We start from the raw sequence: 20,842 nt of genomic DNA, 5'->3' as shown, positions 1-20,842 counted from the left end.
CACCCGGTCAAAGCACACATCAACGCTTTGATTTTGCTTTGAAACTCCACCCCGACCCTCCCCTTCGCAGGGGAGGGAGCAAACCAGTGATTTTTGAAGGATATGATCATGATCCAATTTCTGATGAACGGCAGGATCCACACGGAAAATCTGCCCGCTGACACGACGGTATTACAATATCTGCGCCGCGATGCAGGGCGTTGCGGTACCAAAGAAGGGTGTGCTTCCGGTGATTGCGGCGCCTGTACGGTGGTGCTGGCTGAACCGCAAGGTGATGCGTTGTCCTACCGGACCGTCAATGCCTGTCTGACATTTATGCCCGCGGTGCATGGTAAACAACTGATCACCGTGGAAGATCTCAAACACCGTGGCGAACTGCATCACGTGCAACAGGCGATGGTGGATAACCATGCCTCGCAGTGCGGTTTCTGCACGCCGGGGTTTGTGATGTCCCTGTTTGCACTGGAAAAACAGCAGCAAACATTCAGCGTCCCACAGACTCAGCACGCGCTTTCCGGCAATCTTTGTCGCTGTACCGGTTACCGGCCGATCATGGATGCGGCGAAAGCCATTTGCGACGCGCCGCAACCGGATCAGTTTGATGCCGATGCCCGGCTAACGCTGGACAAACTCCGTGCGATTTCAGCCACAGGAGAACCGGTCAGTATTGATGAACTGGCCGACCGTTATCTTGCTCAACCTGATGCCCGACTGGTGGCCGGGGGGACGGATCTGGCGCTGGAGGTCACTCAACGCTATCAGCGTCTGCCTGAACTGATTTCGCTGAGCCATATTCCCGAACTCAAAGTTATTACGCTGACCGGTCAGGCTATTCACATTGGTGCGGCGGCATCGCTGAGCGACTGTATGTCGGTCTTACACGATGAATTCCCTGAATTCGGCGAGTTGCTGGAACGCTTTGCCTCACAGCAAATCCGTAATCAGGGCACCTTTGGGGGCAATATTGCCAACGGTTCGCCCATTGGTGACGGCGGACCGGTGCTGCTGGCGCTGGGTGCTTCGTTGTTACTGCGGCGGGGCGCGGAACAACGTGAATTGCCGCTCGATAAGTTTTTCCTCGGTTATCGCAAAACGGCGCTACAGCCCGGCGAATTTATCGAACAAATTCGTATCCCGCGCAACTCTGGCGTGGCGCGTCAGTTGCGGATTTATAAAGTGTCGAAACGGCTGGAGGATGATATTTCGGCCGTCTGTGCGGCTTTACACATCGAAGTGCAAAAAGGCGTGGTGATACATGCCCGCGTGGCGTTCGGCGGCATGGCGGAAGTGGCGAAGCGCGCTATTTCCTGCGAGGCACAACTGCTCGGTCAACCCTGGCAGACGGCGACTATCGAGCGTGCCTGTCAGGCGCTGGAGCTAGATTTCACGCCTATCAGCGATTTCCGTGCCAGTCGCGAATACCGTATGCAGGTGGCGAAAAACCTGCTGCGCCGCTGTCATATCGAAATGACTTCTCCTGAAACCCTGATGCGGGTAACTCACTATGTCTGAATCTAAACCGGCTCTTTCGCAACAGGAAATGGAGACGCTGTTCCGCTCAGGATTGCAGAGCGGCGTCGGCAAAAGCCAGAAGCATGAAAGCGCGGATAAACACGTCAGCGGCGAAGCAGTGTATGTCGATGACCGGCTGGAATTCCCTCATCAGCTGCATCTGGTGCCGCTGCTCAGCCCGCATGCGCACGCCGACATTTTGCATATCGATACCGGACCTTGTTACGCCGTGCCCGGTGTGGTGCGGGTGATGACCGCCGAAGATGTACCAGGGGATCCGGACATTGCGCCGCTCACTTTTGGTGATCCGCTGATGGCGCGGGGCATCGTGCATTATGTCGGCCAGATTGTGCTGGTGGTGGCAGCAACCTCAATGGAGGCCGCCCGTGCCGCAGTCGCGCGGGCGAAAGTGGAATATCAGCCGCGAGACGCCGTACTGACCGTGAAACAGGCGCTGGCGCTGGAACATTACGTGGAGGAGCCGCATCAGCATAAACGCGGGGACGCTGAAATGGCGCTGGCCTGCGCGCCTCACCGTTTGCAAGGTGAACTGGAAATAGGCGGCCAGGAGCATTTTTATCTCGAAACGCAGATTGCTTCGGTGATGCCTGGTGAAGACGGTGCGATGCTGGTGTACAGCTCGACACAACATCCGACCGAAGTGCAAAAGCTGGTGGCCTCGGTGCTTGATTTACCGATGCACAAAGTGGTGGTTGATATGCGTCGCATGGGCGGTGGTTTTGGTGGCAAAGAGACGCAGGCGGCGGGGACGGCCTGCCTTGCGGCGCTGGCGGCTCATCTGACCGGACGTCCGGCGAAAATGCGTCTGACGCGTCAGGATGACATGCTGATCACCGGTAAACGTCATCCGTTCCACGTCAGTTATGACGTCGGGTTTACTGATGAGGGCGTCATTCACGGCATCGACATTAAACTGGCGGCTAACTGCGGTTATTCGCTGGATCTCTCCGGTTCTATCGTCGATCGCGCGATGTTTCATTCTGATAACGCCTATTACCTCGGCGATGCGCTGATCACCGGTTATCGCTGCAAAACCAATATGGCGTCGAATACCGCTTATCGCGGATTTGGCGGGCCGCAGGGTATTGTGGCGATTGAGCACATTGTCGATCACATCGCCCGTGAACTGGGGCTGGATCCGCTGTCCGTGCGTAAAAATAATTACTATGGTCAGGAAAGCCGCAACGTTACCCATTATCACCAGCCGGTCGGGCAAAACTTATTGCATGAGATGACGGCGCAACTGGAAAAGAGTGCAGACTATACGGCGAGACGTGACGCTGTCACAGAATTTAACCGCCACAACCGTTATCTGAAAAAAGGTCTGGCGCTGACGCCGGTAAAATTTGGTATTTCATTTACCGCCAGTTTCCTCAATCAGGCCGGCGCGCTGGTACTGGTGTATACCGACGGCAGTATTCAGCTCAACCACGGCGGCACCGAAATGGGACAGGGGCTGAACACCAAAGTTGCGCAGGTAGTAGCCGAGGTGTTTCAGGTCGATATCAGCCGTATTCAGATCACCGCCACTGATACCGGCAAAGTGCCGAATACGTCGCCAACCGCAGCGTCATCCGGCGCTGACCTGAATGGTAAGGCCGCGCAAAATGCGGCGGAAATTATCAAAGGCCGCATGGTTGAGATGCTGATGCGTGTTCATGATGCGCAGGAAACGGACATCACTTTCAGTAACGGTCAGGTGCGGGTTAACGATCAGTATTTCAGTTTTGAACAGGTTGCCACACAGTGCTGGCTGAATCAGGTGCCACTGTCCAGTACCGGCTATTACAAAACGCCGAAGATTTTTTACGACCGCAGCAAAGCCGCCGGACATCCTTTCTATTACTTCTCCTACGGCGCAGCCTGCGCGGAAGTGCTGGTCGATACGCTGACCGGAGAATACAAACTGCTCAGGGCGGATATCCTGCATGACGTTGGCGATTCGCTCAATCCGGCGATTGATATCGGTCAGGTGGAAGGCGGGTTTGTGCAGGGCATGGGCTGGCTGACGACGGAAGAACTGGTGTGGAACGACAAAGGGCGGTTAATGACCAGTGGTCCGGCAGCCTACAAAATTCCGGCTATTGGTGATATCCCGCAAGATCTGCGGGTGAAACTGGTGGAAAACCGCAAGAACCCGGAAGACACGGTTTTCCATTCCAAAGCCGTCGGTGAACCGCCGTTTATGCTTGGGATTTCGGTCTGGTGTGCAATTAAAGACGCCGTTGCCAGTCTTGCTGATTACCGCGTGCATCCGCATATCGATGCGCCCGCCACGCCCGAAAGAGTGCTTAACGGCGTGAATCAGTTACATTTTTCAGGTGACGTTGTCACTTGTGATTCTGCCGAACGCGTCAACGTTACCGGCTAACGGAGGTTTTCATGCGTACTGATGACTGGATAACCCGTCTGCATGATTTGCAACGGCGCGGCGAGCCGTTTGTGGTGGCGACTCTGGTCGAGAATCAGGGCTCCACGCCACGTGATGCGGGCAGTAAAATGTTGATCACCGCTGACCAGATATTTTATACGCTTGGCGGCGGTAATCTGGAATTTCAGGTGACCAGCATTGCCCGTGAAATGCTTGCATCTGGAGCGAAAATCTCCCGTTTCGAACGCTTTTCCTTAGGAGCCCGCCTCGGGCAATGTTGCGGCGGCATGGCGTCGGTGTTGCTCGAACCGCTCGGGCAACCGCAGCCGCACGTGGTGGTCTATGGCGCGGGGCATGTCGGACGGGCACTGGTGAATATTCTCAGCACGTTGCCGTGCCGTATTACCTGGGTAGATGCCCGTGCCAGTGAATTTCCCGTGGTAGTGGATCCACAAATTACCTGCATCGTCGATGAAGAACCTGAAGGTACCGTGGCGCAGATGCCCGCCGGCAGTTATTTCATGGTGCTGACGCACGATCATCAGCTGGATTTCGCCCTGAGCGAGCGGATCCTCAAACGTGGAGATTTCCGCTATTTCGGACTGATTGGCTCGGAGACTAAGCGTAAACGCTTTGACTACCGGTTATCGGGGAAAGGGATTTCGGATGAGCAGCTGGCGAGAATGCGCTGCCCGGTCGGGCTGCCTGATGTACGCGGCAAACTCCCCGCAGAAATCGCCATAGCCATTGCCGGAGAGTTTATCGCCGCGTATGGCGCGCACAGTCAGGTGGTCAGCTGAGTTTTTTGAACTCGAAGGTGCCGCCGAGTGCGACGGCGTAACGGCTGATGGTGGTCAGAGTTGGGGACGCGACACCGTTTTCCAGGCGACTAATATTTTGCTTTTTAAGCCCGGTGCGGCGTGCAATGTCTTGCTGTGTCAGGGATTCTGCAATTCGCATGGCTTTAAGATCTGCGACCATTTTTTTATGCATTTTGTGTGCGGCGTAAGCGGCGACAAACTCGGGATTCTTCATCGCTTCCGCTTTCACCACGCTAAAGGGGATCAGTTCATAGTCATCATCATCGTCAATCATGCTTCATTCCTTTTGACCGTTTTCATACGTTTTATAGCCAGCTCTAAATCATGGGGAGGCGTCTTATCCGTCTTTTTATGAAGTATATGGACGACATAAATACGGCGACCCTTCATAAAAAAGTAAAATGCTCTGCCCAGACCATCCCGGCTGGTAACCCGAATCTCTCGTAATCCTTTTCCAACATATCTTACTAAGGGTTCTTGCAGATCAGCTCCGTAGTTCTCAAGATCTTCCAGTGCATCAACGATAGCGGCATAAAGTGTCATCGGCAATTTCAGAAGTGTTTTCTGAGCACTGGGCAACAGGGTTACGTCGTACACAATCGCTTTCCTTGCGGTGGAGTATGATTACTCTTTGTTCAAATAGGAAGTAATCATTTATGATTCTTTTTAAACCGGAAGCTGTCTCGTATTTCTGCCTGCTTCCGCCGTTTCGTGTGATCACGAACAAGCATTCTGTCCCTCTTTTTCACCGTGATCAGATGGACGGTGTTTTCCTCCGCGATGTCTCGCAAAAAATAACTCACTGAAACATCAGTCAAACCAAACCTTCGCCACCGGTTCATAAAACAGTCACAAAACCGCAGTAATTTGTTTCCTCATCGAACAGGCCATTGGCGCACTGAGGAAACCTCCGACGCATGTCTGCTATCCAGATCTCCCACCTGAGCAAATCCTTCACCACACAGCCGGTGTTAAATGATGTTTCGTTGCATATCCGGCACGGCGAGTTCGTGGCAGTGCTCGGGCCTTCCGGCTGCGGAAAAACGACTTTACTGCGCACTATTGCCGGTTTTGAGCCGGTCAGCAGCGGTACGATCACCGTGGGAGATCGTCTGTTTTCATCATCTGACACTCATGTGGCGCCGGAGAAACGTGACCTGGGCATCGTGTTTCAGAATTACGCGCTATGGCCGCACATGTCTGTTGAGGAGAACGTGGCGTACAGCCTGAAAGTGGCGGGAATGGATCGTAATGAACGCCGCACCAGAACGCAGGATGCGCTGGCGCTGGTCGGTTTAGGTGATTATGCGACGCGTCGTCCTGCGGATCTGTCCGGTGGTCAGCGGCAGCGTGTGGCACTCGCGCGTTGCCTGGTGACACGCCCCGGTGTGGTGCTGCTGGATGAGCCGCTGGCGAATCTCGATGTGCATTTGCGTGCAGCGATGGAGGAGGAGTTCAGCCGTTTTCATCAGCATACCGGCGCGACGTTGCTGTATATCACGCACGATCAGCAGGAAGCGATGGCGATTGCTGACCGCGTTGTGGTGATGAATGAAGGTAAGGTCATGCAGTTCGCGACACCGCAAACGTTATATCGGGAACCGGCTAACGCCATGGTTGCGTCCTTTATCGACGACGGTCGCGTTATTCCGGCACAGAACATCCTGCCAGCAGAAAGCGGCAGTGCTCTGGCTGAGATTCTGGGGAGGCGAGTCCGCTTGCGGGCATCACCTGACCAGACTCCGGTTCCCTGCGCACAAGTTTGTGTTCACGCCGATGATTTACGCTTTGCTCAGGCCGGTGAACAGGGTATCGCTGCCCGTATCACCCGGGTGATTTATCGCGGGGGATATCATCAGTATGACGTTGAACCCTTAAGCGCCCCCGAACTTCGGCTTTCACTGCATTCATCTGCCGGCAGACTTTGGTGTATTGGTGACAATGTCACTTTTGTCATCACTGACGGCTGGATCATTCCTCAGTAATTTTCATTTCTTAAGGACCGGGCTACGAACATGTTTAATAAAATAAAATTCACGTCTTCTGCTTTGACTTTTACTTTGGCAGTGGCGCTGTCAGCTCCGGCATACGCCGCAGATGCTGCTTCAGGCAAACTGGTGGTTTACACCTCGCAGGCTCCTGAAATCGCGCAACAGACCATCGATGCCTTTAAGGCGGCATATCCGAATGTACAGGTGGAATGGACGCGTAATGGCACCACGCAGTTAATGAATGTGTTGCAGACGGAAATGATGGCCGGTGATGTGAAAGCTGATGTGCTGCTGGTCGCGGATTCCATCAATCTGGGTGCGCTGAAAAAAGACGGCAAGCTGATGGCTTATGCCGATGCACCGGTGGGGAATATCAGCCCGAATTTCTATGACAAAGATAAAACATGGTTTGGCACCAAAATCATTGCCACGGTGATTGCCTATAACACTAAAAATGCCAAACCCGCAGACAGCTGGATGGCGCTGACCGATCCACAAAACAAAGGTCAGGTGGCCGTGCCAAGTCCTCTGTATTCCGGGGCGGCGTTATATCATCTGCATACGGCGATTAATACGCCTGATATTGGCTGGGCGTTCTATCAGAAACTGGCGGCAAACGGTATTACACCGGAAGGGGGTAATGGTCCAGCGCTGAAGGCGGTCGCCAGTGGAATGGCGAAATACGGTGTGATCACTGACGCCGATATTATCCGTGCCAAAAAACAGGGCTCACCGATAGATCTGTTTTATCCGAAAGAAGGGGCTTCTTTCGTGACGGAACCGGTCGCGATACTGTCCGGAGCGCATAACGTGCCGGCAGCAAAAGCGTTTGTCGATTTCATGCTGTCGCCACAGGGTCAGCAACTCGTGGCGAAGCAGGGCAACCGTCCGATTGATGCCGGCGTTGCGGCGCCCGAAGGATTTGCTCCGATGGATTCGTTCAAACTGCTGACCCTCGATTCAGATAAAGCAGTCGCAGACGACAAAGAAGTCCGCGCAAAATTCACTGAAATCTTTGGTGGCTGACAGCACAAAGGGCAGATAAATGAGCGTGATGAGTGAAATCCAGCGCCGGGTAACCCCTTCGCGTCGTGGGTGGCCGGGCAGTGAGAAAGCGGTGCTCTGGGGACTGACGCTGTTGATAGGCATATTATCGATAGCGCCTCTCACACGGCTGGTATGGGCGGCAATTGCCCCCGATGGCGTGCCGGACGTCACACGATTTATGCATCTGCTGGGTACCCGCAAAGTGGTGTCCGCCACGGTGAATACGCTGACGATTGCCATTATCTCAACACTTCTGGCGATGTTGCTGGGTACGGTGGCGGCGCTGCTGATTGCGCTGACCAATCTGCGCGGTAAGCAGGCATGGGTATTTACCTTTATTCTGCCACTGATGATCCCGCCGCAGGTTACGGCACTGGCGTGGGTGCAGGCACTTTCACCGTCGAGCCCGGTTTTGCAATTCCTGGGACTCAGTTTACCCGCCGGTTCACCTTCACCGTTGTATTCGCTGACCGGTATTATCGTTTTGCTGGGGCTGCATAACGCGCCGCTGGTGTTTCTTATGGTGCGTGCAGGATTACGCAGGCTTCCGGCTGAACTGGTGGAAGCGGCACGCAGCGGCGGAGCTAAACCCTGGCAGGTGCTGTTTACAGTGATTTTGCCGCTGGTACGTCCGGCCATTTTTGCGGGTGCGGCACTCTCTTTTGTCACCTCCGCGGGCAATTTTGGTATTCAGGCGATGCTCGGTATTCCGGGGCGGATCCCGACGCTTATCACGCTGGTTTATCAGCAGCTCAACAGCGTGGGCGCATCGGCTCTGGCGGATATGGCCGTGCTTTCATTGCTGATTGCCGCGATTACGCTGGCCGGACTGATGTTCAGCCGCTGGCTGGGCGGCCGACAGGATGTGCGGGTCACCGGTACGCCGCGGGCGTTGCATCAGACACTCGGTCGCTGGCGTTTGCCGGTTGAGGTAGCCGTGTGGGGATGGATGGTGCTGACGCTCATACTGCCAATGTCCGCGTTGCTGACCACCTCGCTGACAACCGGCTTTGGTCAGGCGCTGACGGTACAAAGCCTGACGCTGAGCAATTACGCTAATGCGTTGTTTGGCTATCCGGCTATACGACACGCATTTATCACCAGTCTGGGGCTGACCGTGATGACCGCGCTGATACTGACCTTAGTTTCGCTGTTTCTGGCCTATTTTCTCAGCTGGCAACGTACGCGTCTGGTGCGGATTTTGCAGCTGTCCACCGAACTGGCGTACGCATTGCCGGGGATTGTCACGGGCATTGCGGCGATCCTGTTTTTCCTCAGGCCATTGCCGCTGCTGCACATCAGCCTTTACGGCACCGTCTGGATCATTCTGGCGGCATATCTTTCGAATTTCATGGCGCTGGTGCTGCGCCCGACACTGGCCGGATTCGCCCAGATCGAACGCTCGCTGGATGAAGCCGCGCAAATCTTTGGTGCGGGATTCCTGCGAAGAATGCGCGATATTCTGATGCCGCTGGCCGCGCCTTCGGCGATGGCCGGAACTATTCTGGTCTTCCTGACCGCACTCAATGAAATTCAGGTGTCGATTTTGCTGGTGACGTCCGGCACTCAAACCCTCGGGCCGATGATTGTCTTTCTGGATGAAGGCGGTTCATCAACCCTGGCCGCTGCAGTGGGATGTCTGATGATTGTCGTCGTGCTGGGATTTATGCTGCTCGCCTCGCTGTTCGCGCGTCGTCTTCCTGAAGGCGTCTTGCCTTGGCGGATATGAATGAAAAAGCCTGCTGCATAAACTCGCATCAGGCTTTTTTTTAACAGTTATCGTTTTTAGCAGATAGCGGTTTACAGCGTTTTAAGCGGCTCACTACGTTTCCAGAAAGCAATGGCAGAACCCAGGCACAACAGGTAACCCATCATTTCGGTGCCTTCTTCGACAATATTTTTCACTTCCCGGACATAGTCGCCCTGCATCACGGCTTTCCAGATAAGGTTCATTCCGAAGACGCGGGAAAAGACCAGGATCAGCACCAGACCGCAAACCATATAATGGCAGGCCGGATGGGCCAGAAAAGCGGACAATCCGCGCAGGCTGGTTTTCGGTGTGATACATGCCCAGACAATACAATAGACCGCGATCAGGCTGGCAAAATAGACCCATGAACCATAGTGGATCTGATCAAATAAGGCGTCGAGTTCGCGGATAAGCATACAGAAGAAGAACCCGCCAATCAGGATCATGCCGCCGCGCAAGGCCGGATGTTTTTTGGCCTGCAGGAAAAACAGTGCGCTGATGGCCAGCAGTGTCAGTTCCTGCAGGATTTCAGTGGCGGAAATTTCCTGCACACCGTCTTTGAATACAGCCACATCCAGCCAGATGACCAATGCAGTGAAGACGGCTCCCAGTGCTAATACGATAAAATTGAGTAAATGTTTCAAAAGTGTGTGTTTCATTATTGTCCTGTTTTCAATACGTTGGTGCGCTTACTTTACATGTTCTGAACATTTATCTGCATAGCGTGAGGTACAGCAAGGATACGGAAGGTCATCGCGGGGATATTGGGAATGTGTGCTGGAATGATAATTACTATGAATGTTAAGTGCTATTTCCTAGGATTTTTTGCATGATTTGGGACTGCACGTCATTTACTAATGACGAAAGCAAACGGTTGATGTTAGCGTGCAGGGAAACTGCCAGAAAGAGGCCATTTAGCATTCCATGAGTAATCCAACTACAACCGCCAAGCAGCTGGAAGTTCAGCGCATTGTCGACGTTTTATCAAAAGCCATCGCCCAGCAACGCCTGCGTCCCGGCACACGTCTGGTCGAATCTCAACTCGTTGAGGCACTCAGCGCTAACCGCAATCATGTTCAGGTGGCGTTACAACGTCTGGCTTTACAGCGTATTGTCACCATCGAACCTAACCGCGGCGCGATGGTGGCTCAGCCCACGGCGAAAGAGGCGCGCGAAGTCTTTATTGCCCGCCGTGCTATTGAACGCGCCATTGTGGAATGCATCGGACAGGATGTGATCCGTCGTCATCGTCAGCGGATCACTGCCCATTTGCGCGGTGAGCGAGAAGCGGTATCGTCTGAAGACCGCCGTGCCGTCGTGCGGGAATTAAGTGAGTTCCATCTGATACTGGGCGAAATTTCAGGTAACGATGTGCTCAGTGAAATTCTGTCGAATCTGATGGTGCGCAGCTCCCTGATTGTCGCGCTGTATCAGCGTAATGAAGTTCCTTCATGCCAGTGTGATGAGCATCAGGCGATCATTGATGCGCTGGAAGCCGGTGACAACTCCCTGGCGGCAGAAATCATGCAGGAACATCTCGACGATCTGGAAGGGGTGTTGGATCTTGACGATGAGGCAGCCGGGGAAGTGAATTTGCGTCAGGCGTTATCGGATTTATAACGCCGTAAAGGCAGAGTGCCCGCCAGTGAAACCGCTGACGGGCAAGAAAATATTATGATGATTGCAAATCGCGCAGTTGAGCACGGTCATTGTAGAAACGTTTATAAGACAGATAACCGGCAATAATTGTCGATAAACTGGCGGTCGCCAGCAGCATAAACGTCACCATAATCTGATACTTGATCGCTTTCACCGGATCGATACCCGCAAAAATCAGCCCTGACATCATCCCCGGTAAACTCACAATCCCCACCGTTTTGGCGGCATCGACCGTCGGGATCATCGCCGCACGAATACTGTCGCGAATAATCTGCCCTGAAGCCATTTTTACCGGCGCACCCAGACTCAGCATCTCGAGGATTTTTTGCTGATTATCGAGAAAGCGCTGATTCAGATTGCTGTAACACAACCCTACCGCCACCATCGCGTTACCGGCAATCATTCCTGAAATCGGGATAACCTGCATGGGCAGAAACTCAATCGAGCCGCTCAGGATCAGAATGGACAGGGTCAGCGCGGTGCCAGTCGTGATCGCGATAAACGAAATAATAAAACCGTTATCAATGTTGCGGCTGCGTTTTTTGGCGTTCAGTGCGGCATTCACGCAGATGAACAAAACCATCAGTACCGTTAACACACTGTTATTGATATCGAAAATGTATTTGAGCACATAGCCGACAATCACTAACTGCACGACGGCGCGGGCGACGCTCCAGATAATGTCTTTTTCGAGACCGAGTTTTTCTTTTTTGCTGACCAGCAGGGCGACGACCACCAGGATCAGTGCGAGAGCCAGTGACTGGTTAGTAATATTATGCTGATTCATGAGCCGCGCTTCCTTGTGAATGACGGGTCAAAGTGACGACATGTTTCGCGTGGCGGATTTCATTCTGATCATGGCTTACCCACAATACGGCGATCCGCTCTTTGTCAGCCAGATCCGCGATGATCTTGTTGATGTTTTTCTTATTTTCTTCATCGAGTGCGCTGGTGATCTCATCAAGCAGCAATACGTCCGGCATAAATTGCAGATTACGCAGCAGGGCGACACGCTGCTTTTCTCCGCCGGAAAGCTCCTGTGTTCGCTTGGTCAGCATATCCTCCGATAAATTCACCCGTTTCAGCCAGTCGCGAAGTTGCGCGTCATCAGGCTTTTTATTGCGGATCTGATAAGGCAGGGCGAGGTTGTCATACACTGTTTCGCCAAACAGCGATGGTGTCTGGAAGCAATAGGACACCCGCTGGCGGTAGGTTTCGGGCTTAATTTGCGCGATATCTTCACCTTTAAACCAGAGCTTCCCGCCGGTCGGCGTTTGCAACGCAGCAACGATCTTCAGCAACGTACTTTTACCGCTGCCCGAAGGGCCGGTCAGTAAGGTGAATTCACCCGGATTGAGGGTGAGGGAAACAGGTTCAAGAAGCGGAATATTGTTGAGTGTAAAAGAGACGTCTTGCAGACGAAGGAGGTCAGTAGGAGTGGTCACGCCTGAAAATCCTATGGTAAAAAATTGATTGTGTGAATCATATCACTCTTTTACCGGATAAAACGCAGGGGTTTGTAGGCTTATGACGCATAAAAAAAACCCGTTTTTCAACGGGCTTTGATCAGTTCCAGTAATATGAGCTCTGTCGTTACAGATTACTGAGCCGGAACGGGTGCTACCGGGGTTTCCTGCTCAGGCGTCGGGGCTGGCGTTGCTGGCCCACCCAGAATACCGAACAGCCCGGCGAATTCCTGCAACGTCATTTTCTGGCCATTCAGGTCAACCTGATTGTCAGCGTAATGGAAACTGCTGGTGATAGTGTCGTCTTTCACTGTGGTCAGTTTAAACATCTGACCCATCGCCGCCAGCCCCTGAACCTGCTGCTGAGCCAGTTTAGTGGCGTCGTCAGCATTATAGCCTTCGATCTGCGCAACCTGAGTGGTCACCTGAGTCGCCATTGGCAGAGGGATCGTCAGTTTGGCGTCCACTTTATTCACCAGCTGAGACAGCATCTGATCTTGCGTTTGTGCCGGGGTGGCAGCCGGGTCTTTCAGATCCAGCAGCAGATTGAAGCTGCTTTCGCCTTTGCTGTTTTTCCAGCTCAGCGGAGCAATGCTGATGGTCGGATTACCCTTGAGCAGTAACGGCAGATTTGCCAGCAGTAAATCCGCAGCCTGCTGCTGATAAGCCGCAGGGTCAAGTTCACCTTGCTTCATCAGCAACTCACGTGACTGCTGATTGTAGTTGTCGGCAAACTGTTTCAGGGCTGCGCCATCAAGCTTATCCAGCTTCAGGGTCAGTTTTGCAGAACCGAAATCCTGACCCTGAACTTTCAGTGCATCGATGGTGTAATCTTGCTGTCCGCCAATGTTATTGCCGTTTTCTGAGAATTTGCTGACCAGCTTGAAGTTGTCCAGAGAACCGGCGTCTTTGCCATCAACGTTCACCAGGATCTGCTTCACGGTCAGGTTCTGATCGCCCACGCCCACCTGGAATTTACCCTGACGGGTATCACTGTCCATGCTAAAACCTGCCAGAGTTACTTTCTCTAGTTGCCCCCACTGGTTTTTAGACGTCAGCGCGATGCTGTCGGTATTAGCATCGAGCTTCATGGCGGTCAGGTCTTTATCAACATCCACATTGATGGTACCGCCGGAGAAGGCCAGCTGGCTTTCGTCTTTCTGGTACGTCACAGGAATGATGTCAATCGCCGATGCACTCGCGCCACTATAAGAAACGCGGGTATCGACGGTAACCAGGGATTTCCCTTTGGTCACATCAAACAAGCCTTTAACGGTCGGCGTGTTTTGCAGTTCGGAATGAACAGAGGCCATGCTTGGGTTCAGGTTGAATTTTTTCAACTGAGCGGCAGGGAACGGACCGTGGTCGATGGTTTCGATAAAGGCAATTTCGTCACCGGTTTTCAGCACACTGCTGCCTGCGGTGGCAGCGGCAGCATCCGGACGCAGCACGATGCGCATTTTGCTGCTGAACAATCCGCGCTGGTAATCTTCATAGCTGACTTTAAGACCGGCTTTCGGATAAGCGCTTTGCAGCTGGCTGTTGGCATTGGCGACCTGCTCATCCATATGCTGCTCAATCAGTTTACCCGTGTACCAGGAGACGCCTGTCCAGGCCGCGCCAAGGACTACAATGACGCTTACAGCGACTAGTGACTTCTTCATATCTCTGTTTATCCTTATGAAATATCCCGAAAATAAAAAACGCCTTACGGCGTTATTAGTCTTCAGAGTGTAGCTGAATCAGCAAAAAAATCATCAAAATGGGGCAGTTAGCCCCATTTTGTTTAGGCTTCAGATCATTTCACCAGCGTATTGAACACCCGTGCAATGCGACCGTTACCGCTGACCGTGACCGGAGACTCACCGGCAGACAAGAAACATGATTCGCCAGGGCTGAGCACCAGCGTTTCATCATTTTTTGCCAGAACGCTCTGGCCTTCAATACAGAAGACAATAGCAGCGCTGTCCTGTTCCAGCGTTTGCGGTTCTGCAGCAAGGCTGTGAATTGAAAATGCAAAATCTTCGACAGGGATCGGGAAGTTGAGTTCTGCGCCTTTTACGACCGGCGTAGTGAGTAATTCAGCGGCCGGTTTCGCATTGAATTTCAGGTTGGCCAGTAATTCAGGAATATCGATGTATTTTGGCGTCAGACCGGCGCGCAGCACGTTATCGGAATTCGCCATCACTTCCAGTGAAACGCCTTTCAGGTAAGCGTGCGGGGTTTCAGCATACAGGAACATGCCTTCGCCCGGTTGCAAGGTAATCACGTTCAGCAGCAGCGGAGAGAACAGGCCGCTGTCATCTGGATAAAATTCAGAAATGCTGCGGATGGTGTCCCACGGCTCGCCGTGTTGATCATCGAGCACGGATTTCAGAACGTCCAGCGCACGGGATTTTTCTTCACCTTCGAGGCTCAGCAGACCGGCAAACAGGGTACGCAGATGGTCAACATCCGGGAAGTTCAGGAAGCTGGCGATCAGCTGATGCGCGCCTGCGACAGGTTGCAGTAAAGAAACGATGTCGCGCAACTCACGAAAACCGTTCATTGCCTGGAAAGGCGTCAGGGCATAAACCAGCTCAGGCTTGTGGTTCGGATCTTTATAATTACGCTCGGCGGCGTCCAGCGGGATCCCGGCAGCATTTTCCTTCGCAAAACCAATTTCAGCGGCACCTTTGCTTGGGTGAACCTGAATAGAAAGTGGCTGATCGGCGCAAAGCACTTTGAACAGGAATGGCAACTCGCCAAAACGTTTAGCGACTTTAGTCCCTAACTGACCGTTAAGGTCAGCGCTGATTTGATCACGCAGAGAGACGGTCTGACCGCTGGCATTCTCAACCTGAGAACTGCTTTTAGGATGAGCGCCCATCCATAATTCGGCCATCGGACGGTCTTGCGGGTCGGTAATTCCGTAGAGTTTGGTCAGCGCGTCTTTGCTGCCCCAGGCGTAATTCTGTACACCGTTATGCATCTTTTGCATTGCTTCATCCTGAATAGAAAATATTGCCGCCTAGTAAACAATGCCAAAGCAGGCATTACAACTGCGAAGCCCCAAAAAGTGCCATGAGCGCGTAATTTTGGTATGGGGCTCGAATCGAATTATACGCCAGCCTTATAAGTCACTATAATTGATCCGTCGCCAACGGATGCGTGGGAGCGCGAGCGGCATTCAAAAACCTGCAAAAAAACCTGATTCATCATCGTAATAAGCATCTAAGGAGACAGTAATGGCAGCAACACGCATTGAAAAAGACTCAATGGGGCCAATTGATGTTCCGACAGATAAGCTTTGGGGTGCACAGACGCAACGTTCCCTGGAGCATTTTCGTATTTCTTCTGAAAAAATGCCTGAAGCGCTGATCCACGCGCTGGCTCTGACCAAACGTGCGGCCGCCAGTGTGAACATGGATTTGGGATTGCTGCCGGCAGAGCGCGGAAACGCCATTATTGCCGCCGCTGATGAAGTGCTTGCCGGGCAGCATCCGGCAGAATTCCCGCTGGCTATCTGGCAGACCGGCTCCGGCACCCAGACCAATATGAACATGAATGAAGTGCTGGCAAACCGCGCCAGTGAAATTCTCGGCGGCGAGCGGGGCGAAGCGCGTAAAGTTCACCCGAACGATGACGTCAACAAGAGTCAGAGTTCCAACGATGTGTTTCCGACCGCGATGCACGTTGCCGCGGTGATTGAACTGCGTGAGACGCTGATCCCTGAGCTGAAAGTGCTGCACAAAACGCTGGCAGCAAAAGCGGATGCGTATCGCGATATCGTCAAAATTGGCCGCACGCATTTACAGGACGCCACGCCGCTGACGCTGGGTCAGGAAATTTCCGGTTGGGTGGCGATGCTGGCGCATAATTTAACTCACATTGAAAACAGCATTCCGCACATTGCCGAGCTGGCGCTGGGCGGTACCGCAGTGGGAACCGGCCTGAATACGCACCCGGAATATGCGGTGCGCGTGGCGAAAGCATTGGCGGAACTGACCAATCAACCGTTTGTCACGTCGCCGAATAAATTCGAAGCGCTGGCCACCTGCGATGCGCTGGTTCACGGACACGGGGCGCTGAAAGGTCTGGCCGCCTCGCTGATGAAAATCGCCAACGATGTACGCTGGTTATCTTCCGGCCCGCGTTGTGGTATTGGCGAAATTTCTATCCCCGAAAACGAGCCAGGCAGTTCCATCATGCCAGGTAAAGTGAACCCGACGCAGTGCGAAGCCATGACCATGCTGTGCGCGCAGGTGCTGGGTAACGATGTCGCGGTGAATATTGGCGGGGCTTCCGGTAACTTTGAGCTGAATGTCTTCCGTCCGCTGGTGATCCATAACTTCCTGCAATCGGTGCGTCTGCTGGCCGACGGAATGCGTGGTTTCAATGAGCATTGCGCTGTGGGTATTGAACCGAACCGCGACCGGATCACTCAGTTGCTGAATGAATCGCTGATGCTGGTGACGGCACTGAATACGCATATCGGCTATGACAAAGCCGCTGAAATTGCCAAGAAAGCACATAAAGAAGGGCTGACGCTCAAGGGTTCTGCACTGAAACTCGGTTATCTGACTGAAGAACAGTTTGATGAATGGGTGCGTCCGGAAGCCATGGTTGGCAGTATGAAAGCTTAAGGTTTTTCATCAAAGCATAGTGAATAAGGTCCGGGAAACCGGACCTTTTTTATGGCGGCATTCTGAGGTTTATAGCGGATAGTCGGTGTACAAATGCAGGCGCTTAATCAGCAGACTCAGCGGCTGTGACTGCGGCTTGTATTTATGCTTAATGGTTGTGACATCGTAATCATGCAGCTCACCTAACTTCGGCACCTGCATCATCGGAGAGCGCAGGCATAAAGCAATCAGCGGCAACGGGCAGGGATGTTGAACCTGTTTCTGGCTGTTGCGATACCACACGCGGGCGATAGGTTGCACTTTCACCGGACGTTTAAATTTCAGCGCAGCGTGTTCCGGCAGACGTTTCACATCGCTCATCTCACGATTAATATTTTCCACCCATTGTTCACGCGTATAAGGCGAAACGGCACGTCCTGCATTCAGGCTTTTTTCCAGCTGTGCCAGCACTTCATCACGGGTGACATTCTTAATAATGTGCTTATTTGCCCAGCCAAAACGCACCGAATCCGGGTCAGTCAGATACGTCACCGAGCGGTAGGCGTTGAGCGTAATCAGCCCGCGAAGGTGTGTATGCACAAACTCGAAACGCTGTTCGCGGGCAAGGCCGGACTCCACCGTCACAATATGTTCCAGTTCGGCTTTCAGCTTGTTCACTTCTTCAATCAGTAGCAGGGCAGACTGATGCTCTGCGGGATCAACGGCATAACACAGCACACCGGGCAAACGTACGGCGGATTTACTGCTGACATTCTCATTATTATGATGGATAAACAGGCGCTGAAAATGCTGTAACGCCAGTTGCTGCGCGGCTTCGCCGGTGTGGGGTGTCACGATGATTTTGTCTGCGGGGTTATGTTCTTCACCTTTGACAACTTCAGGAAGCGCAAAGACCCGCGCCTGCAATAATTCCAGCTGACTCAGAAAATGCCCCAGATCCTGCAACGCCAGTTCCAGTTCGTTAAAACAACCGTTCATCCGGGCAATTAAATCATAATCCGCCATAAACCCTCCAGTTAGTTACAACATACAGTGTAGGGTATAATGATAAAACGTGCACACATGAACTTCAGGGAAATCATCAGTTTCGGAGTTTTAGTCGCTTAGCAGGGCGGGAACAAAGTTTATCACGTCCTGATACCTGTCAGGTTAGAATAAAGGATGTATCCGTTGCAGGAGTTCGCTATGACTGACCTTATCCGTTGTCCGTGGGGCACAACTGACCCGATGATGCTTGAGTATCACGACAAAGAATGGGGGAAACCTGTACGTGACAGCCGGGCACTTTGGGAAAAACTGATGCTCGACGGTTTTCAGGCCGGATTATCCTGGCGAATTGTGTTGAAAAAACGCGATGCATTGCGGCTGGCATTTAGCCATTTCGAACCGGAGAAAGTGGCTGAATTCACTGAAGATGACATCGAAAGGCTGGTGAATAACGCCGATATTATCCGCTCGCGCATCAAGATTACGGCGGTCATTAATAACGCCCGCGCGTATCTTGCGATGCAGCAGGCTGGCGTTGATTTCGGTGAGTGGATTTGGGCACAAATCGGCGGAAAGGCCATTCAGCACGTGGGTCCGGTTCCGACGAAAGATGCGCTTTCCGAGCGTATTTCAAAGGATCTCAAAAAGCGTGGCTTTAAGTTTGTGGGACCAACAATTGTGTATGCCTGGCTGGAAGCTACCGGCCTGATCAACACTCACCATCCGGAGTGTTTTCGTCGTACGCAGGTGGCGAAAGAAGCCTGATTTTAATAACTTTTTATGAAAAAAACTTAACGAATAAGTAGAAAAGGGCGCGCGGGTTTGATCCATAGCGCGCCTTTTAAGCTGTGTCGAAATGACCTCAGATAAGCCGGAATTCAATCATAAACAGCTCTTTCAGGCCCGGATAAATTTCACTAATGACATCCTTTAACTGTTCCAGTGTCATATTTTCCTGCACGGCATGTTTTTCATTCAGATCATCGAACATCACTGGCGTTACCGAAATTACCTCGATATTGCAGAAAAATACGTCATCCTCATAACGGCTGACTCGCACCTTATCACCGGCAGAAAAATTTGCGTCACTGGCTTCGCGCAGGGTGATTGTTTTACGACCGGCAAGAATATCATCTTCAAATCTGCCATAAAAAGTGATGTCTTTCATAAAGTTTCCAATAAAAGGGGAAAAGGTGTTGTTGATTATATAACGGCTGCTGCGTCCGCCCGCTGCGGTTTTGGTCAGACAGCCCCGGGCGACCAGATCAGCGAGATGACGGGTAGCGGTCGCCTTACTGACTTTCGCCACTTTCTGATACTGTCCCGCGCTGATCCCTTCGGCAAATCCGTTATTGCCTCCGTCCAGCAAACGATTCAGCACCTTAACTTGTTCAGCAGGGAGTGCGTTGTTGTGGTGCACTTGCCAGAAAAGCGTTTTTGCCAAAGTCTGATCGATACGTCTGGTCGCAGTATCTACGCTGGTTTCGAGCATTTTAAGAAACCAGCTGAGCCAGGCCGTTAAATCCATCGTTCCGCGCTGTGTGGCCTCCAGCACGTTATAATAATCTTTCCGGTGATTGAGAATGGCTTCTGAAACAGCGTATAAACGTACGCTTTGATCGTCGGCCTGAAATAACGCCATATCAGTGAGGGCACGAGTAATCCGACCGTTCCCGTCTTCAAAAGGATGAAGTGTGATAAACCAGAAATGTGCCAGCCCCGCACGAAGGAGAGGATCCAGCGCCGCCCGATAGCGTGACTGATTATACCATTGCATAAAAGCGGTGAGCTCAGCACAAAGTTGTTCGCGTGGCGGTGCCTGATAATGCACTTTTTCCTTTCCAGTCCGGCCTGATACGACACGCATTGTTGCATCCCCGCGCCATTCTCCACGTCGTAAAAAAGCCGGCGCTGGATCCGGAAATAACCAGCAATGCCATTGAAAAATAAGGGATTTAGTCAGATCACCCGCCTGAGGATTGAAAACATCCATCATCATTTTGGCTAAGCCTTCCGAGTGTTCTGTGGTGGTTCCAGGAAGATGCCAGGTTAGACCAAGACGTTTGGCCAGCGATGAACGGACAGAATGAGCATCAAGCCGCTCATTCTCGATAGCGAATGATGAAAGAATATTACTTAGCATCGCATCGAGAGAATATTCGGCAGCATCATGGCCGGGCCGTGATTCGGCTTTACCGACCAGTTTACCTATTTTCAGGCGTGTCTGACGCAGTTGGGGCTGAATGATATCGTCATCCCAGTTGAACTGAGGCCACTCGGGTGATTGCCAAATCCATTGCCGGTTATCCATTTAGAGTCCTGTGAGCCGATTAGCGATCTTATTCGGCTCATTATACGAGCCGAATAGGGATTGTAAACGTTCTTGATTTACGGGGTAGGGAAAGTACGGTATCCGTGTTTTTGTTTTTGCTGATCCCGATGGCAACCGCATAGACGTCGGTCAGATTATCCGTGAGTAGATCCGCAAGCAATTGAGTTGAGCGGTATCCGGGGCAAGAACTTCCGGATACCGTGTGAGTCTGAAAGGTATCGGTAATGCCGTTTAATCAAGGATCGTATAATTCGCGATTT

The 20,842-nt window shown here is 52.5% G+C and carries 18 protein-coding genes and 1 pseudogene; 9 read left to right on the top strand and 10 right to left on the bottom strand.

The annotated features are described in order from the left end of the window. Nucleotides 1-108: 108 nt before the first annotated feature. The 3 genes from xdhA to xdhC are packed head-to-tail and all read left to right on the top strand — an operon-like array spanning nt 109 to nt 4,704. Nucleotides 109-1,512: a xanthine dehydrogenase small subunit gene (xdhA, locus tag ACJY2G_RS13575; protein ID WP_430320228.1), complete on the top strand. Its 1,404-nt coding sequence runs from the start codon at nt 109-111 to the stop codon at nt 1,510-1,512. Beyond that, on the top strand, nt 1,505-3,904 hold the full coding sequence (gene xdhB / locus ACJY2G_RS13570; protein ID WP_430320229.1) for a xanthine dehydrogenase molybdopterin binding subunit: 2,400 nt from the start codon (nt 1,505-1,507) through the stop codon (nt 3,902-3,904). Before xdhA ends, xdhB begins: the two co-directional genes overlap by 8 nt. A gap of 11 nt (nt 3,905-3,915) precedes the next feature. Beyond that, nucleotides 3,916-4,704 carry a xanthine dehydrogenase accessory protein XdhC gene (gene xdhC / locus ACJY2G_RS13565; RefSeq protein ID WP_430320230.1) on the top strand — a complete coding sequence of 263 codons (789 nt, stop codon included), beginning with the start codon at nt 3,916-3,918 and terminating at the stop codon, nt 4,702-4,704. Here xdhC and ACJY2G_RS13560 read toward each other — a convergent pair. Together ACJY2G_RS13560 and ACJY2G_RS13555 are read right to left on the bottom strand one after the other, a co-directional pair. After that, a complete protein-coding gene (locus tag ACJY2G_RS13560; RefSeq protein WP_112288591.1) occupies nt 4,697-4,996 on the bottom strand; it encodes a helix-turn-helix transcriptional regulator in 300 nt (99 codons plus the stop codon). The genes xdhC and ACJY2G_RS13560 overlap by 8 nt on opposite strands. Then, a complete protein-coding gene (locus ACJY2G_RS13555) occupies nt 4,996-5,322 on the bottom strand; it encodes a type II toxin-antitoxin system RelE/ParE family toxin (RefSeq protein ID WP_430320231.1) in 327 nt (108 codons plus the stop codon). The genes ACJY2G_RS13560 and ACJY2G_RS13555 overlap by 1 nt, the downstream gene beginning before the upstream one ends. Before the next feature lie 320 nt (nt 5,323-5,642). On the opposite strand from ACJY2G_RS13555, the gene ACJY2G_RS13550 reads away from it, so the two are divergent. The 3 genes from ACJY2G_RS13550 to ACJY2G_RS13540 are packed head-to-tail and all read left to right on the top strand — an operon-like array spanning nt 5,643 to nt 9,492. Beyond that, entirely contained in the window at nt 5,643-6,710 is a 1,068-nt protein-coding gene (locus tag ACJY2G_RS13550; RefSeq protein WP_439291824.1) for an ABC transporter ATP-binding protein, read from the top strand. A 30-nt stretch (nt 6,711-6,740) separates the two neighbouring features. Next, nucleotides 6,741-7,742, top strand: coding sequence for an ABC transporter substrate-binding protein (locus tag ACJY2G_RS13545; RefSeq protein WP_430320233.1), 1,002 nt, complete (start codon nt 6,741-6,743; stop codon nt 7,740-7,742). A 19-nt stretch (nt 7,743-7,761) separates the two neighbouring features. Next, nucleotides 7,762-9,492 carry an ABC transporter permease gene (locus tag ACJY2G_RS13540; RefSeq protein WP_430320234.1) on the top strand — a complete coding sequence of 577 codons (1,731 nt, stop codon included), beginning with the start codon at nt 7,762-7,764 and terminating at the stop codon, nt 9,490-9,492. Between the two features lie 71 nt (nt 9,493-9,563). On the opposite strand, the gene ACJY2G_RS13535 is transcribed toward ACJY2G_RS13540, so the two are convergent. After that, nucleotides 9,564-10,172: a hypothetical protein gene (locus ACJY2G_RS13535; RefSeq protein ID WP_120162564.1), complete on the bottom strand. Its 609-nt coding sequence runs from the start codon at nt 10,170-10,172 to the stop codon at nt 9,564-9,566. 265 nt (nt 10,173-10,437) lie between these two features. Here ACJY2G_RS13535 and ACJY2G_RS13530 point away from each other — a divergent pair, with 265 nt between their 5' ends. Next, nucleotides 10,438-11,133 carry a GntR family transcriptional regulator gene (locus ACJY2G_RS13530; protein WP_159281172.1) on the top strand — a complete coding sequence of 232 codons (696 nt, stop codon included), beginning with the start codon at nt 10,438-10,440 and terminating at the stop codon, nt 11,131-11,133. A gap of 52 nt (nt 11,134-11,185) precedes the next feature. Here the strand turns inward: ACJY2G_RS13530 and fetB are convergent, their stop codons facing one another. From fetB to manA, 4 genes are all read right to left on the bottom strand, one after another. Next, complete coding sequence (fetB, locus tag ACJY2G_RS13525) at nt 11,186-11,959, bottom strand: iron efflux ABC transporter permease subunit FetB (protein ID WP_430320235.1); 774 nt, start codon at nt 11,957-11,959, stop codon at nt 11,186-11,188. Continuing rightward, entirely contained in the window at nt 11,946-12,617 is a 672-nt protein-coding gene (gene fetA, locus ACJY2G_RS13520; RefSeq protein ID WP_430320236.1) for an iron efflux ABC transporter ATP-binding subunit FetA, read from the bottom strand. Before fetA ends, fetB begins: the two co-directional genes overlap by 14 nt. 155 nt (nt 12,618-12,772) lie before the next feature. Continuing rightward, nucleotides 12,773-14,302, bottom strand: coding sequence for a YdgA family protein (locus tag ACJY2G_RS13515; protein ID WP_430320237.1), 1,530 nt, complete (start codon nt 14,300-14,302; stop codon nt 12,773-12,775). A 134-nt stretch (nt 14,303-14,436) separates the two neighbouring features. Then, complete coding sequence (gene manA / locus ACJY2G_RS13510) at nt 14,437-15,618, bottom strand: mannose-6-phosphate isomerase (RefSeq protein WP_430320238.1); 1,182 nt, start codon at nt 15,616-15,618, stop codon at nt 14,437-14,439. A gap of 247 nt (nt 15,619-15,865) precedes the next feature. Between manA and fumC the strand changes: the two genes are divergently transcribed. After that, nucleotides 15,866-17,263, top strand: coding sequence for a class II fumarate hydratase (fumC, locus tag ACJY2G_RS13505; RefSeq protein WP_120162570.1), 1,398 nt, complete (start codon nt 15,866-15,868; stop codon nt 17,261-17,263). A gap of 69 nt (nt 17,264-17,332) precedes the next feature. On the opposite strand, the gene tus is transcribed toward fumC, so the two are convergent. Continuing rightward, nucleotides 17,333-18,268: a DNA replication terminus site-binding protein gene (gene tus / locus ACJY2G_RS13500; RefSeq protein WP_430320239.1), complete on the bottom strand. Its 936-nt coding sequence runs from the start codon at nt 18,266-18,268 to the stop codon at nt 17,333-17,335. Between the two features lie 180 nt (nt 18,269-18,448). On the opposite strand from tus, the gene ACJY2G_RS13495 reads away from it, so the two are divergent. Continuing rightward, nucleotides 18,449-19,015 (top strand): DNA-3-methyladenine glycosylase I, encoded by a 567-nt coding sequence (locus ACJY2G_RS13495; protein WP_112287031.1) that lies wholly within the window; start codon nt 18,449-18,451, stop codon nt 19,013-19,015. Between the two features lie 97 nt (nt 19,016-19,112). On the opposite strand, the gene yqfB is transcribed toward ACJY2G_RS13495, so the two are convergent. Next, on the bottom strand, nt 19,113-19,418 hold the full coding sequence (yqfB, locus tag ACJY2G_RS13490; protein WP_165929008.1) for a N(4)-acetylcytidine aminohydrolase: 306 nt from the start codon (nt 19,416-19,418) through the stop codon (nt 19,113-19,115). Nucleotides 19,419-19,457: 39 nt separating this feature from the next. Continuing rightward, nucleotides 19,458-20,561 (bottom strand): annotated as a pseudogene (locus tag ACJY2G_RS13485) (Fic family protein); the annotation flags it as partial. Nucleotides 20,562-20,842: the final 281 nt, after the last annotated feature.

Source organism: Rahnella sp. ATs2 (genome assembly GCF_051851855.1).
In the GTDB taxonomy this organism is placed as follows: Bacteria; Pseudomonadota; Gammaproteobacteria; order Enterobacterales; family Enterobacteriaceae; genus Rahnella; species Rahnella variigena.
This window is presented reverse-complemented; position numbering and strand designations above follow the sequence as displayed.

Coding starts and splice junctions, on each gene's coding strand:
- ACJY2G_RS13545 (WP_430320233.1), top strand. CDS start 6,741: ATGTTTAATAAAATAAAATTCACGTCTTCTGCTTTGACTTTTACTTTG.
- ACJY2G_RS13530 (WP_159281172.1), top strand. CDS start 10,438: ATGAGTAATCCAACTACAACCGCCAAGCAGCTGGAAGTTCAGCGCATT.
- xdhB (WP_430320229.1), top strand. CDS start 1,505: ATGTCTGAATCTAAACCGGCTCTTTCGCAACAGGAAATGGAGACGCTG.
- tus (WP_430320239.1), bottom strand. CDS start 18,268: ATGGCGGATTATGATTTAATTGCCCGGATGAACGGTTGTTTTAACGAA.
- ACJY2G_RS13535 (WP_120162564.1), bottom strand. CDS start 10,172: ATGAAACACACACTTTTGAAACATTTACTCAATTTTATCGTATTAGCA.
- ACJY2G_RS13540 (WP_430320234.1), top strand. CDS start 7,762: ATGAGCGTGATGAGTGAAATCCAGCGCCGGGTAACCCCTTCGCGTCGT.
- ACJY2G_RS13515 (WP_430320237.1), bottom strand. CDS start 14,302: ATGAAGAAGTCACTAGTCGCTGTAAGCGTCATTGTAGTCCTTGGCGCG.
- fetB (WP_430320235.1), bottom strand. CDS start 11,959: ATGAATCAGCATAATATTACTAACCAGTCACTGGCTCTCGCACTGATC.
- xdhC (WP_430320230.1), top strand. CDS start 3,916: ATGCGTACTGATGACTGGATAACCCGTCTGCATGATTTGCAACGGCGC.
- ACJY2G_RS13550 (WP_439291824.1), top strand. CDS start 5,643: ATGTCTGCTATCCAGATCTCCCACCTGAGCAAATCCTTCACCACACAG.
- ACJY2G_RS13495 (WP_112287031.1), top strand. CDS start 18,449: ATGACTGACCTTATCCGTTGTCCGTGGGGCACAACTGACCCGATGATG.
- manA (WP_430320238.1), bottom strand. CDS start 15,618: ATGCAAAAGATGCATAACGGTGTACAGAATTACGCCTGGGGCAGCAAA.
- yqfB (WP_165929008.1), bottom strand. CDS start 19,418: ATGAAAGACATCACTTTTTATGGCAGATTTGAAGATGATATTCTTGCC.
- fumC (WP_120162570.1), top strand. CDS start 15,866: ATGGCAGCAACACGCATTGAAAAAGACTCAATGGGGCCAATTGATGTT.
- xdhA (WP_430320228.1), top strand. CDS start 109: ATGATCCAATTTCTGATGAACGGCAGGATCCACACGGAAAATCTGCCC.